Origin of the sequence: Vibrio sp. 1CM24A (assembly GCF_023161725.1) — a bacterium.
Lineage (GTDB): Bacteria > Pseudomonadota > Gammaproteobacteria > Enterobacterales > Vibrionaceae > Vibrio > Vibrio coralliirubri.
The window spans coordinates 12,423-25,914 of the sequence record NZ_JALNTS010000016.1; the positions used below are offsets into that span (position 1 = coordinate 12,423).

Sequence of the window (13,492 nt, forward strand, 5' to 3'; positions counted from 1 at the left end):
TATCCCTATTTCACTCATAGGATTTATCCTTTTTATCAGAGAAATAGAGATACGCTTCAGCACATTGAAATAACTATTGAGGCAGTGAACCTATATGTCTTCTGGACAATCTTTTTCACGTTCATTAATGAAGCTACCTTTATCCCTATTGGTAAAGGGCACATCAATTCCTTCAAACCCTGTTGAGGATTTGAACATTGATTTGAGCAAACCGATTGTATACGCCTTACCGTTTCGCTCAAGTGTAGACATTCTTACATTGCAAAAACATGCACTTGAATTAGGCCTACCTGATCCGTTGAGCAAGCTTGAAATCAACGGTAAATCACTGCAACGCTACGTTTTCATCTCTTCTCGTAAAACTCTGCTGCAAGATGATGATTATGTACCAAGCTCTTCAATTGAAGTGTTCTCTGAATTGCTTTCACTGCACGCTGACGACTCTGAACTCGATGTTCAAGTTATCCCTGCTACAGTGCTGTGGGGACGCAAACCTGGTAAAGAGAATAACCAGAAGCCTTACCTACAGGCAATGAACGGCTTAGAGAAATCAAAAGCTGTATTGCTCGCAGGTCGTGACTGTCTGGTTCGTTTCAGCCCAGTGGTTTCTCTACGCTACATGGCTAATTCACATGGCACCGACAGCACCATCGCGCACAAATTGGCGCGCGTGGCACGTATTCACTTCTCTCGCCAAAAGCTTGCTGCATCAGGCCCTAACCTGCCAAGCCGCCAAGCTCTGTTTGATCGCCTACTAAAATCAGAAGCGATCAAAAAAGCGATTGAAGACGAAGCGCAAGCAAAGAACATCTCGATCGAGAAAGCGAGCAAAGAAGCTCAAGACATCATGGACGAGATTGCTGCGAACTTCTCTTATTCGCTAATCAAACGCGGTGAGAAGATTCTTGGTTGGTTGTGGAATAAGTTGTACCAAGGCCTGCATATCAGCAACGCTTCAACAGTTCGTAAGCTGGCTCAAGATGGTCACGAGATTGTTTATGTGCCTTGTCACCGTAGCCACATGGACTACTTACTGCTTTCTTATGTGCTTTACCACGAAGGCATGGTGCCTCCACACATCGCTGCAGGTATCAACCTGAACTTCTTCCCTGCCGGTCCTATTTTCCGTCATGGTGGTGCGTTCTTTATTCGTCGTAGCTTCAAAGGCAACAAGCTGTACTCGACGATTTTCCGTGAATACCTAGCGGAATTGTTCGCTAAAGGTTACTCAGTAGAGTACTTCAGTGAAGGTGGTCGTTCTCGTACAGGTCGTTTATTGCAGGCGAAAACAGGCATGCTAGCGATGACAATCCAAGCAATGCTGCGCGGCATGAACCGCCCGGTGACTTTGGTTCCTGTGTACATCGGCTACGAGCACGTGATGGAAGTAGCGACTTACGCGAAAGAACTTCGTGGTAAGCGTAAAGAGAAAGAAAACGCGAGCTTAGTGATTCGTACCATTCGTAAGCTGCGTAACTTTGGTAAAGGCTACGTGAACTTCGGTGAGCCGATTCAACTGAACCAATACCTGAATGAACACTCACCGGAGTGGACCAAAGACATCGACCCAATGGGCACCAGCAAACCACAATGGATGAACCCGGTGGTTAATGACTTGGCGACCAAAATGATGACGCACATTAACGATGCGGCAGCGACCAATGCTCTGACCCTTTGTGCAACGGCACTATTGGCTTCAAGACAGCGCGCATTGTCTCGTGACTCTTTGGTTTCTCAGATCAATTGCTACCTGTCTCTGCTTAAGAACGTTCCATATTCGGCAACGTTCACTGTGCCAAAAGACAGCGCTGAAGATTTGGTCAAACATGCTGAATCACTGAACAAGTTCTTGATTGAATCAGACTCAATGGGCGACATCATTTCGCTAGACCGTCACCAGTCAATTCTGATGACCTACTACCGAAACAACATCATTCACTTATTTGCTCTGCCATCGTTAATTGCACAGATGACCATTCGTCAACGCGGTTTATCGATTGACGCGATCCAAGAGAACGTTGCTGCTATCTACCCGTTCTTGAAGAAAGAGCTGTTCCTTAGCTACGACGAAGACAAGCTTGAAGACGTGGTTTCTAACATCATTGAAGAGCTGGCTAACCAAGGTATGCTTGTGGTTTCTGATAACGAAGTCACCATTAACCAATCAAACAGCCAAGCACTGATGCTGTTAGGTCGTACGATTTCAGAGACGCTACAACGCTACTCTATTGCTTTGAACCTGTTAGCAGAAAACCCTGATCTGGATAAATCCGATCTTGAGCAGAAGAGCCAAGACATTGCACAGCGACTTGGTCGTCTGCAAGGCATCAATGCACCAGAGTTCTTCGATAAAGGCGTGTTTGCGTCGATGTTCGCCACTCTGAAACAACAGCAATATCTGGATAACGATGGTAACTGTGATTTAGAAAAGACTCAGCAATTCGCTAAGCTTCTCTACTCAATGCTTTACCCAGAAGTACGTTTGACGATTCAAGAGAGTATCCACCAAGCGGAGTAATCATCAGCTTGGAATCTCTTGAATAGCGAGACCAAAACGCGATCAAAAAAGGCACCCAATGGGTGCCTTTTTCTTTAGCGTTCGTTAACTCGAAAAGCAGATGCTTACCAGAAGGTAATGAACAAGCCCGCTGTCACTGCCATTCCAACATAGTTGTTGTTTAGAAAGGCTTGGAAACAAAGGTCTCGATCACGGTGGCGCATCAGATGTTGTTGATACACAAATAAGCTTCCCGCTACCAACAGTGCCCAATAGAAGGTATCTCCTAGTTGGTAATGCATGCCTAACGCAATCAGCATCGCTAGGGTGACGAGTTGCAAAGAGCCAACAATCAGTTTATCGAAGCGACCAAATAAAATAGCCGTCGATTTAATACCAATCTTCAAGTCATCATCTCGGTCAACCATCGCATATTGCGTGTCGTAAGCAATCGTCCACAACGCATTAATCACGAAGATAAACCAAACAATGCTTGGCAGTTCATTGGTTTGTGCCGCCCAAGCCATTGGTATCGCCCAGCTAAACGCTAAGCCAAGAAACAACTGTGGAAGATGCGTAAAACGCTTCATGAAAGGGTAGATGAACGCCAGACCCACACCAATAAATGAGAGCTTAATGGTCAGTGGGTTCATGGTGAGTACCAGCAAGAATGAAACTACGGCTAGCACTAAAAAGAGCAGAATCGCTTCCTTACTGGAAACCAAACCTGAGGGTAATGGACGCTGCTTGGTACGTTTCACATGACCATCTACCTTACGGTCAGCAAAGTCATTGATCACACAGCCAGCTGAACGCATCAACACCACGCCGAGTACGAAAACAACCAAGACATCAAAATCAGGCATACCTTGTGCGGCGATAATCAGTGACCACAAGGTCGGCCAAAGGAGTAACAGGGTACCAATCGGGCGATTCATTCGCGTTAATTGCCAATACGCCTTCGCTTTGGTGGCAAGCATTTACACACTCTCCTTAGAGTAAATGGGTGATGTTGGTAAAAACAGTTCTGCCACAAGCATCGGTTTATGGTTCATCCATAATCGAGAACGACGCGCGAGTAATCGCTCATCGCCTGCAATAACCCAACCGACTTGCAGCGCATCTCGCTCCACGTTCTCAGCACTGAAAACGGTCAATCCAAGCGGGACATTACCTTGTTGAGAAAGGTCAGAGTGCTGATGATCTTCTAGCGTGACTCGGGGAATCAAGGTTCGACCTAACACCCACGGGTCATCATCACCCTTTAAAATCACTTTACGCAGTAAGCAATCAAACGATGATAAAAGATGTTCCTCGTCCTGTTGCAGCATTGAGCGTTCTACAACTTGATTATGAAGCAACTCAACAGACAGGTGCTGACAGCACTTCCCCAACTTGCGGGAAAGAGAACCTTGCTCCATCAGCCACTCTTTGGTGGTTTCATTAGGAAAATCAAATGTTTCTGTACTTTGCCAATCTACATTCATTAACGAATTAAGATACAGCGATATTGGCTGATTCATACTAGTATTCAATAGGTGACTTTACACGTACAATAAAGCTTCAACTTTCGAACAAAATTAAAGCGTTCTTCGAATTGTAAACGTATTTAGATTTAGACCGCTCATTGTAACAAGACTAATGCGTTTCGAATATCGCGAATAAACTAAAGAAAAGTCACAAATATGCACAAACGTTATGTAGCCCAAATATTTCTTGCGATTACCCTACTCTTTTCAGCATCAAGTTTCGCTGAAGAGGAGTCGGCAGCTAAACTCGCCTACTTCACGCTAGAGCCAGACCTGACCACCAATTTTTACACTAAAGGTAAAAAACTGGGCTACATTCAGGTTCGCCTCGACATCATGGTGGCAAATAGTAACGACTTGGCCGCTATTGAGCATCACCAACCACTGATTCGCGATGCGGTGATTGAATTGCTTGGCAAACAAAACGAAGAAACAATTAAATCTCTATCTGGCCGTGAAGACTTAAGAAAATCCTTAGTTGAACACCTCAACAAGATTTTGCTTCCAGAGACAGGTAAAACCCTGATTGCTGACTTACTGTTTACCAAATACCTTTATCAGTAATGATGTAAAACGAATCCCAATAAAAAAGCGGCTCATCTGGCCGCTTTTTTGTCTCTATCGTTTGGCTACTCATTAGAAGAGATGAGTTAGTCTCTTGCCGAGCTTGGTGCTTTCATCGCATCGATAAAGCCAATAATCACACCAGCGGCTAGGCCAGCTAAATGCGCCGTATTGGCGATAGCCATAAATGGCTGCATATACCCAAGCACCAACCACACCAACATAAAGCCGACAATCTGTCTTGGGATGCCTAAACCAAGTTGTGGCGCCTTCGCACCGACCACCCATAAGTAACCAACCAAGGCATATACAACACCGGACAAACCACCGAAGTTCGCCCCTTCAACCCAATACTGCCCAGCGCCTGAAAGCGCAGAAGAGACAGCAAAGATCTGAAGTAGCTTGAAGCTGCCTAGTTTCTTCTCAATGTCTCCGCCTAGCTGCCACCACCACAAAATATTAAATGCGATGTGCATAACAGAGAAATGCAGAACGGCATGACTCAACCAACGCCACAGCTGCCATTGCTGTCCATCCACCGCTGGGAAATGTAGGGCATTGAAAATAGCTTGGCCAAAACCGATCTGTTGCAGCGCAAAAATCACTACACACACCAACATCAGGCTTAGTGTCACAGGGCCTGCTTTGGCTTTGATCATGCCCATGAAGCTTGGCGTGTGGTAATGGAAGTTGCTCTTTCTGGTCTCTGCCATATCCCAAGACGCCGCTTGATAGCGCTTATGATTGGGTTCAGCCAGAAAACGATTCAGCTCAGCTTCGGTTTCAACCTGAAATTGGCCATCAAGAAGCCAAAGAGCAAAACGCCCTTCTCCCTCTGGAGACATCTGAATAGGGATCTGACGAGAGGCCATATAATCAATAAATGCTTGAGCAAGACGTGGATTGTCTAACACCATCAATCTAATCATTGTTACTTCCTATTCATTCTATGAGGGATGCTTGAAGCGGTTCAGGTGACGAAAGTAATTAACCTGCGATCACTGGAAGTTCAGCACGATGCCAAGCTTCGAAACCACCATCAACACTATATACCTCTTCAAAGCCTTGGTTCACTAAATATTGTGCCGCACCTTGGCTACTGATGCCGTGGTAGCACATCACTAAGATAGGTTGTTCGAACTCCACCTCATCCATGAACGACACCATCGTATCATTAGTCAGGTGGTAGGCTGTTTTTGGGTGGGCAACCGCAAAAGACTGCGGGTCACGTATATCGACAAGTCGAGCTTCGCCTTGTTCGATGAGGGCTTGAGCGTCTTTAACATCGATATGTTTAAACTGGTCCATGACTTTCTCTTTTTATACTGATTTACTTTGCTGCCATTGTAACCTATCCCAAGGCTAACATTCACATCCACTTAATAAGGTTATCCACCAGCGATCACTTTTACACCATTTGTGGATAAATCTGTGAATTACGTGAATAAAGTGCCTTTTCAAAAATAGATCCACAACATGTAGTAATGATCCTGATCTAACTGTGGGTTAACTGAAACATATCCCCACTCGAAAAACCCCGTCAAAGCCTTACTACACCCTGCTTTTAGACAGCTGACGAATAAACTTCTCACAGAGTTATCCACAAAATCATTTTGCAAATTTCGATCGCAAAAGTTGAGAAATCGATCCAAAACAAAAAGGCCGAGATCTCTCGATCTCGGCCTTTTCAAAATTCAGTTATTTGTTAGCTCTACTAGAAAGTAGAAGCTAATAGAAACTAGATGCTATTAGAAATCACCAACGGCTTGTTTCAATTTCTTCATCGCATTCTTTTCTAACTGGCGAACACGCTCAGCAGAGATACTGTAAGTATCCGCCAAATCTTGCAGTGTTGCCTTGTTGTCATCTAACCAACGTGAGCGAACAATGTGTTGGCTACGCTCGTCTAAGCTTGCTAGTGCTAGCCCTAGGCGATTATTGGTGTGTGACTCCCAGTTAGCCGCTTCAACCGTCTCAGCAACGTCTGACGCTTTGTCTTCTAGGTAGTAAACTGGAGCAGTGTAAGCAGAACCGCTATCGTCATCGTCCATAGGCGCTTCAAACGTCGCATCTTGTGCTGCTAAGCGAGATTCCATCTCACGAACTTCTGAAGGCTCAACACCCAGTTCACGAGCAACCGTCTCAACTTCACCGTTATTGAACCAACCCAAACGCTTTTTAGACTTACGAAGGTTAAAGAACAGTTTACGCTGTGCCTTAGTGGTCGCAATTTTAACGATACGCCAGTTACGTAGAACGTATTCATGGATTTCAGCTTTGATCCAGTGAACAGCAAACGAGACAAGACGAACACCAACTTCTGGATTGAAGCGCTTAACAGCCTTCATCAAGCCGATGTTACCTTCTTGGACGAGATCAGCCATTGGCAGCCCGTAGCCAGAGTAGCCTCTTGCAACGTGCACCACGAATCGTAGGTGGGAAAGGATCAAGCCTTTCGCAGCGTCGATCTCACCTTTGTAATGTAATCGCTCTGCAAGTCCACGTTCCTCTTCAGGTGTCAGCATTGGGTAGCTGTTCGCTGAGCGGATATAGCTATCTAAACTATCTTGTGTGACTAAAGCCATTTGATACGCTTGGTTTGCCATTCGGTTCCTCATCAATCTCTGATCTGGAGTAATACATCTATTAAAACCCGACAATCTTGAACCTAAAATGAACAGGTTTCAAGGAGGGGGAAGTAATTATGCATAATCAATTCGTCTATACAAGGCAAAAACTGGTTAAGAAGTGCCTATTTTTCGTCTAAATATGACTCTATTCACCTAAACTGGTTCAATTTCTTTTAGGTGACGCTGTGCAGAAAGCTTCGCAGCCACACTACCAAGCAGGGTTCCGACGATCAAAAGCAGTAAAGATTCATCCCAACTCAGGCCAATTAAACGGAAGTGACTGTCGTATAACTGAGCCAAGTCATCCACTGCGCTGTTCAGTAATACGGTAATCAATGCCGTCATTACCCAAGCGCTAATCGAACCTAAAACGCCAAACCACATCCCAGCATAAAGGTATGGTCGAAGAATGTAGCTGTCGGTCGCACCAATCAGCTTCATGGTTTGAATCTCTTCTTTATGCGCCAACACATTAAATCGTAGTGTATTGCCGATAATCAGAAATACCGCGCCCAACATCAATACCGTTAAGGTAATCACGATGACCGCTGCTAATGCTTTGATCGCATCTAATCGCGCTAACCAATCTTCGTCTAGGCGAACATCGGTGACTAATTCTTGTTGTTTAACTGTGCCTGCCAGTTCTTTGATTAGGGTATCGCTGTGTACGCTTGGCGTAATCACCAGCACACCTGGCAGTGAGTAATCGTCGAGGATGGTTAGGGCGTCTTCAAAACCAGAATACTGGCTGAGGTCTGCAAGCCCTTGCTGCGGAGAAATGTACTCCACCAGCTCAACTTGATCCCAACTTTCGATTTCATCCTTAAGCACCATTACTCGTGGCTCAGGAATACCATCCTCTACATAAGCACTTATTTGTGACGGGCTAGTGACATCTTGCGCTACTACACCGACATTTTTACCCAATAGGTACAAACAAGCAGGCATCGCCAACGCCATAGAGATCACCGCAAGGGTCAGCAAGTTGCCTAACGGACGCTGCCACATTTGCGAGAACGATGACTTGGCTTGTTTCCAGTGAACAACAAAGAAGCCGTCGCTTGAAGCGCGGTTTGCTGCTCGATTAGATTGAGGTTTCTTGATGCGCTTATTCGCGGCCATAGTCTTCAACCTCACTCAAAAATCCTTGGTTTAATTCAAGATGGCGGTACTGAGGGCGAGTGTTCACTAACCCGATATCGTGCGTCGCTAGGATGATCGTCACACCTGCGCGGTTGAATTCTTCAAATAATCGCAACACACGGTTAGATAATTCAGGGTCTAGGTTACCAGTAGGCTCATCGGCTAAAAGCAGAGTTGGGCGGTTAACCACGGCGCGAGCAATACCCACGCGTTGTTGTTCACCACCCGAAAGTTGGCTTGGCAAACAACGGGCTTTATCTAATAAACCGGTTTTATCCAACGCAGCACTTACTCGGCGTTTTATTTCGTTTTCAGAAATAGATTCAATACGCATGGGCAGAGCGACGTTCTCGAAAATCGAACGGTCCATCAGCAGGCGATGGTCTTGAAAAACAATCCCAATATTACGGCGTAAGAAAGGAATGTCTTTGGCTGGGATACGAGTGATATCGTGATCGTTGAACCAGACACGTCCATCGGTTGGACGCTCTATCGCGCAGATCAACTTCAGCAAGGTACTTTTACCAGCCCCAGAGTGCCCACCCAAAAAAGCCATCTCTCCACGTTTCAGGTGAAAGTCCACTTTTTGGAGCGCTTGTCTTCCACCTCGGTAGGCTTTACTCACTTGCTGAAATTTGATCACCGAAAATTCCTCTTACGATCACTAATATCAAATTTAAAAACGGTAGCAGATTAAGGATAAACCACTTTGCTACTCGCGTTACTCTTCGCGGCTAAATAGTGCTTCAATGAAGTCTTTAGATTCAAATGGACGCAGGTCATCGATACCTTCACCCACACCAATGTAGCGGATTGGAATCTGGAACTGGTCAGCAATTGAGAAAATTACACCACCTTTCGCCGTACCGTCTAACTTAGTCAGTGTAATACCCGTTACTGGAGCCACTTCACTGAACAGCTTCGCTTGACTGATAGCATTCTGACCCGTACCTGCATCGAGCGTTAGCATGATTTCGTGTGGTGCAGAGTCATCAATCTTCTTCATTACACGAACAATCTTACGCAGCTCTTCCATCAAGTTGCTCTTGTTCTGCAAGCGACCTGCCGTATCGGCAATCACAACATCAACGCCACGCGCTTTCGCTGCTTCAATCGCATCGTAGATAACAGACGCACTGTCCGCACCCGTGTGCTGAGCGATAACCGGCACATCGTTACGCTGACCCCAAACCTGAAGCTGTTCAACGGCTGCTGCACGGAAGGTATCACCCGCCGCTAGCATCACTTTCTTGCCTTCATTTTGGAATTGTTTCGCCAGCTTACCGATCGTAGTTGTCTTACCTACACCGTTCACACCCACCATTAAGATAACGTAAGGTGTTTTAGTGGTATCAACAACCAGTGGCTGTTCCACTTGGCTTAAGATGTCTGCCATCTCTTCTTTGAGCAGACCATAAAGCGCTTCACCGTCTTTTAGGTCATTGCGAGATGCTTTTTCTGTCAGGTTTTCAATGATCTTAACCGTGGTATTCATGCCCACGTCAGCAATCAGAAGTTGCTCTTCTAGCTCTTCAAACAGGTCTTCATCGATTTGCTTGCCTTTGAACAGACCAAAGAAACCCGCACCGATGTTTGCTTTAGTGCGGCTTAGGCTGCGCTTAAGGCGAGCAAAGAAGCTTTCTGTCGGCTTCTCTTGTACTTCTTCAACCTTAGCTTGAGGAGCCGCCACTTCTTCCTGTTCTGCTTCTGCTTTTGCTTCTGCTTCTGCTTCTGCTTCTGCTGCGACAGGTTGCTGCTCTTGTTGAGCTTCTTCAAGCGCTTGCTCAGGTTCAGTTGGCTTAGATTGTTCAGCTTCAGGCGCGACCTGTTCAGCCTCAACTTGTGATTCAACTTCAGTTTGATCTTCAACGCTTTCTACGTTCGCTTCATTCTGAGTTTTTGGGCTTTGTTCTTCTTCACCAAAACCAAGCCACGATAATAATCCGCGCTTCTTTTTTTCCGTCATCAGAGGAGTTTCCTAGATCTACTAATTAGCTGTATTGACTTAATACACGTCGACTCTTTGCTATTGTTATACAATACAAGCTTGTACAAACGAATAGTAAAGAAAAATGACAAAGCAGTGATAAGTTTGCTTTTAGCTTGATACACTTTGTCATTGCAAATTTATTTAATACACGAACCCACTTAAATTGGGCTCGGTATAGTATCACTTTATTAGCGGTCAAAAAATCTATGGTAAGACGTCGCCAGCAAAACACATCACAAAAAAAGCCATCCGGAGGCTTTGTTCGAATTATTAGTGGCTCATGGAGAGGTAGAAAGCTGCCTGTTCATGATTTAGAAGGATTACGCCCAACCATTGACCGAGTAAAAGAAACACTCTTTAACTGGGTGGCTCAAGATATCCCACATTCAACTTGCTTGGATGTATTTGCCGGCTCTGGCGGTCTAGGTTTTGAAGCAGCTTCTCGCCAAGCAAAAATGGTGACACTGCTCGAAATGAATCAAAAGGCGGCTAAACAGCTTTCTGATAACGCGAAAGAGCTCAAGGCAGACAACATCAATGTCGTGAATACTGATGCTATCTCTTTCCTTAAGAAACCAGGCACTCCTTACGATATGGTTTTCCTTGATCCACCATTTCGCAAAGGCTTACTGGCAGAAACAGTACAACTGCTTGAGAGTAACGGTTGGCTTGCAGACAATGCCATCATTTACGTCGAGACAGAGAAAGAACTGAAACTCGAAGCTATGCCAGAGAACTGGGAATTGCATCGCGATAAGACCACCGGACAGTCAAGCTACCGACTGTTCAATCGAATTACTGAAGAATAGGAGTTATTGAATGAAGTTCTTGCTTCCACTAGCAAAAGCAGCCATCGCCTTTGTTTGGTTTATCTTGATCGTAAATATTTTCTACCCGTTCCCGGGTAATGCTGCGATTGCGCTTTATATCATGACAGCATTCTTGTTCTTCATGCACGGCCTGCAGATGCTGATTTTCATCGGTGCTTTCGGCGACAAGATCGAGATGTCACGTTGGGAGAAGTGGTCAATATTGATTTTCGGTGTCTTCGCCTTACTCGATATCCGACGCAAACACATGATGTAATCGAGCTTAAGCCCAGATATAAAACGCTTAGCTACAGAAAACATCATGACAGAAACAGTAGAGACAAAAACGCCGCTCATTTGAGCGGCGTTTTTTTATTCAGCAATGATATTGATGTTAGCCCATGTAGCCTTTCACACCATCGAGGAACATTTGCGTCGACAGCATAACCAACAACAAGCCCATCAAGCGTTCGATGGCTTTAAGACCTCTCTCTCCCAGCACTCGCAGGAAGAAGCCATTAAACATCAGAATAAAGAAGGTAGCACCCCAAGCCAGCATCACTGCGCCTGAAAGCTCTAACATATTGTCAGGGTGCTGTGTCGACAACAGAATCAATGCCGCAATCACTGAAGGGCCAGCAATCATTGGGATCGCCATCGGCACAATAAACGGTTCTTCACCCGCCGCGAGGCCAGTAATACTACCCGCACTTGGGAAAATCATCTTAATCGCGATAATAAACAGAATAATACCGCCAGAGATACTCAAGGTTTCAGGCTGCACGTGCAGGAAGTTCATGATGCTTTGACCAGCAAACAAGAACAGCAGCAGGATAATCAGCGCAAACATCAGTTCACGAACAAGAACAATACGGCGACGCTTCGGATCAATATGCTTAAGGATAGAGAGCACGATTGGTAGATTGCCAAGCGGGTCCATAATAAGAAACAGCATGGTTGCTGCAGATAAAATTTCCATAAGTTTGTCTCGAAAAGCGTAAGTGCGCGGAGTATAGCAGCCTCAACATTGATTTTCGAACGCAGTAATAAAAGGATTAACTTATGTAATTAGAAGGGAATTTTGCGAGAGCAAAGAGAAAAGAGAAAAGAGAAAAGAGAAAAGAGAAAAGAGAAAAGAGAATTTAAAGAGTGAAGCCGAAACGTCGCATCCACTCTTCTTATCTATAAAAGCCAAAAGGCTCTAAAAACCAAGTCACTGGGAATCAGTGGTTACACACACGTTCGCGATTAGTGCAAAGCTTGTCATCAATAACCACGACCTTTTCCATCTTCAGGAAAAACTTCAGCAATCCATCTAAATCCAGACCGTTCAGCTTACACGTATGAAAACGCGCTTCTGCGCCATAAGTTTGAGCGAGTTCTTGCGTCAACTCTTCACGAGTCAGTGGCTTTTCACTCAGTAGGTTTAAAACGTTGTGTGCATGAATTTCGGTAGTCATAACTCTATCTCATGTTTAATGAAGTAGACGTAGAGTACCTTCTTTCATCTGAGCTGCCTTGATGTAGCTCAGAGTTAAGCGAGCTCTACCCTAAATTGTAAGGGAAGCAACAATGAGAGCGTGCGCCAGAAAGTAGCTGCCCGTCACCCAAAAGTAGGCACCCTTAATTGGGCTACGATAAAAATTTAGCGCGTACGCCAATGCTGAAAGCAGCAACACGACACAACCCGCAAAACCCACCGCATGCGACAGTTGAGGATCAAGCAACCAGAGCTCACCAGAAGCCCATGCAAGCTGAATAAGCACGATACCCATGATAACCACAGGAAAGACGAGTTTGTCTAAACGAGGCAGAAGCAAGAAGAAAGCAACGACACAAGCCGCCAACAGCAGCGCGAACAACCACCAGACCATTTCTCCTGATAGCTGTAACCAAAATGCTTTGCTGTAACAGAGCTGAGCTAACAAGAAGCAAACAAAATGCAGAGGACGTTTTTGAGTAACAGTATGCAGGACATCTGCGATCGCAGAGACCGCCAACCCAGCAACGACCCAATAGGTAAAATCAGCAACGACAGATTGAGTTAAAGCAATGGTCGCTAATAATACATAGGTAAAAACCTTATACGATAAGGCCTGACCGATATGTCCATGTTTCGTTCCTGCTATTGCTCCGATACCAGACAAGGAAACCGCCAACCAACTCCACATACCATTTGTCCTATTGCTTTAAATCGTCGCCAGTCTAGGCACACGAGTGTTGATGTAAAGCCTCAGCCCCTCAAAATTGGATCTTGATTACGCTTCCACTAAAAAGAGTCTCTTTAGATTGAAGTCGTAACAATTACCACCATGACAATGGCCATTCGT

Annotated in this window: 15 protein-coding genes; 4 read left to right on the plus strand and 11 right to left on the minus strand. The window is 45.2% G+C overall.

Features of this window, described 5'->3' with window-relative positions; translation table 11 throughout:
* The first annotated feature begins 94 nt into the window (after positions 1–94).
* Entirely contained in the window at positions 95–2,518 is a 2,424-nt protein-coding gene (plsB, locus tag MSG38_RS23200; RefSeq protein WP_050649834.1) for a glycerol-3-phosphate 1-O-acyltransferase PlsB, read from the plus strand.
* Between the two features lie 104 nt (positions 2,519–2,622).
* Here the strand turns inward: plsB and ubiA are convergent, their stop codons facing one another.
* A complete protein-coding gene (gene ubiA / locus MSG38_RS23205; RefSeq protein WP_048610746.1) occupies positions 2,623–3,477 on the minus strand; it encodes a 4-hydroxybenzoate octaprenyltransferase in 855 nt (284 codons plus the stop codon).
* Positions 3,478–4,020 (minus strand): chorismate lyase, encoded by a 543-nt coding sequence (locus tag MSG38_RS23210; RefSeq protein ID WP_170930220.1) that lies wholly within the window; start codon positions 4,018–4,020, stop codon positions 3,478–3,480.
* Between the two features lie 162 nt (positions 4,021–4,182).
* Here MSG38_RS23210 and MSG38_RS23215 point away from each other — a divergent pair, with 162 nt between their 5' ends.
* Positions 4,183–4,590 (plus strand): flagellar basal body-associated protein FliL, encoded by a 408-nt coding sequence (locus MSG38_RS23215; protein WP_048610748.1) that lies wholly within the window; start codon positions 4,183–4,185, stop codon positions 4,588–4,590.
* Between the two features lie 86 nt (positions 4,591–4,676).
* Here the strand turns inward: MSG38_RS23215 and glpG are convergent, their stop codons facing one another.
* The 6 genes from glpG to ftsY all read right to left on the minus strand — a co-directional run bounded on the left by glpG (position 4,677) and on the right by ftsY (position 10,329).
* Positions 4,677–5,519: a rhomboid family intramembrane serine protease GlpG gene (glpG, locus tag MSG38_RS23220; protein WP_050649836.1), complete on the minus strand. Its 843-nt coding sequence runs from the start codon at positions 5,517–5,519 to the stop codon at positions 4,677–4,679.
* A 58-nt stretch (positions 5,520–5,577) separates the two neighbouring features.
* The gene (gene glpE, locus MSG38_RS23225) at positions 5,578–5,898 is read right to left on the minus strand and encodes a thiosulfate sulfurtransferase GlpE (protein WP_050649837.1); all 321 of its coding nucleotides are present in this window, start codon (positions 5,896–5,898) and stop codon (positions 5,578–5,580) included.
* A 440-nt stretch (positions 5,899–6,338) separates the two neighbouring features.
* The gene (gene rpoH, locus MSG38_RS23230; protein ID WP_248402730.1) at positions 6,339–7,196 is read right to left on the minus strand and encodes an RNA polymerase sigma factor RpoH; all 858 of its coding nucleotides are present in this window, start codon (positions 7,194–7,196) and stop codon (positions 6,339–6,341) included.
* A gap of 177 nt (positions 7,197–7,373) precedes the next feature.
* Entirely contained in the window at positions 7,374–8,342 is a 969-nt protein-coding gene (gene ftsX / locus MSG38_RS23235) for a permease-like cell division protein FtsX (protein ID WP_248402731.1), read from the minus strand.
* Positions 8,329–9,006: a cell division ATP-binding protein FtsE gene (gene ftsE, locus MSG38_RS23240; RefSeq protein ID WP_248402732.1), complete on the minus strand. Its 678-nt coding sequence runs from the start codon at positions 9,004–9,006 to the stop codon at positions 8,329–8,331. The genes ftsX and ftsE overlap by 14 nt, the downstream gene beginning before the upstream one ends.
* Positions 9,007–9,084: 78 nt before the next feature.
* Positions 9,085–10,329, minus strand: coding sequence for a signal recognition particle-docking protein FtsY (gene ftsY, locus MSG38_RS23245; RefSeq protein WP_248402733.1), 1,245 nt, complete (start codon positions 10,327–10,329; stop codon positions 9,085–9,087).
* 230 nt (positions 10,330–10,559) lie between these two features.
* Here ftsY and rsmD point away from each other — a divergent pair, with 230 nt between their 5' ends.
* Complete coding sequence (gene rsmD, locus MSG38_RS23250; protein ID WP_017061036.1) at positions 10,560–11,162, plus strand: 16S rRNA (guanine(966)-N(2))-methyltransferase RsmD; 603 nt, start codon at positions 10,560–10,562, stop codon at positions 11,160–11,162.
* Positions 11,163–11,172: 10 nt separating this feature from the next.
* Positions 11,173–11,439 carry a DUF1145 domain-containing protein gene (locus MSG38_RS23255; RefSeq protein WP_016784000.1) on the plus strand — a complete coding sequence of 89 codons (267 nt, stop codon included), beginning with the start codon at positions 11,173–11,175 and terminating at the stop codon, positions 11,437–11,439.
* Positions 11,440–11,556: 117 nt separating this feature from the next.
* Here the strand turns inward: MSG38_RS23255 and MSG38_RS23260 are convergent, their stop codons facing one another.
* The 3 genes from MSG38_RS23260 to MSG38_RS23270 all read right to left on the minus strand — a co-directional run bounded on the left by MSG38_RS23260 (position 11,557) and on the right by MSG38_RS23270 (position 13,333).
* The gene (locus MSG38_RS23260) at positions 11,557–12,141 is read right to left on the minus strand and encodes a YhgN family NAAT transporter (RefSeq protein WP_009848232.1); all 585 of its coding nucleotides are present in this window, start codon (positions 12,139–12,141) and stop codon (positions 11,557–11,559) included.
* A gap of 244 nt (positions 12,142–12,385) precedes the next feature.
* Positions 12,386–12,622 carry a YecH family metal-binding protein gene (locus tag MSG38_RS23265; protein WP_017061034.1) on the minus strand — a complete coding sequence of 79 codons (237 nt, stop codon included), beginning with the start codon at positions 12,620–12,622 and terminating at the stop codon, positions 12,386–12,388.
* A gap of 90 nt (positions 12,623–12,712) precedes the next feature.
* Positions 12,713–13,333 carry a lysoplasmalogenase gene (locus MSG38_RS23270; RefSeq protein ID WP_050645414.1) on the minus strand — a complete coding sequence of 207 codons (621 nt, stop codon included), beginning with the start codon at positions 13,331–13,333 and terminating at the stop codon, positions 12,713–12,715.
* Between the last annotated feature and the right edge of the window lie 159 nt (positions 13,334–13,492).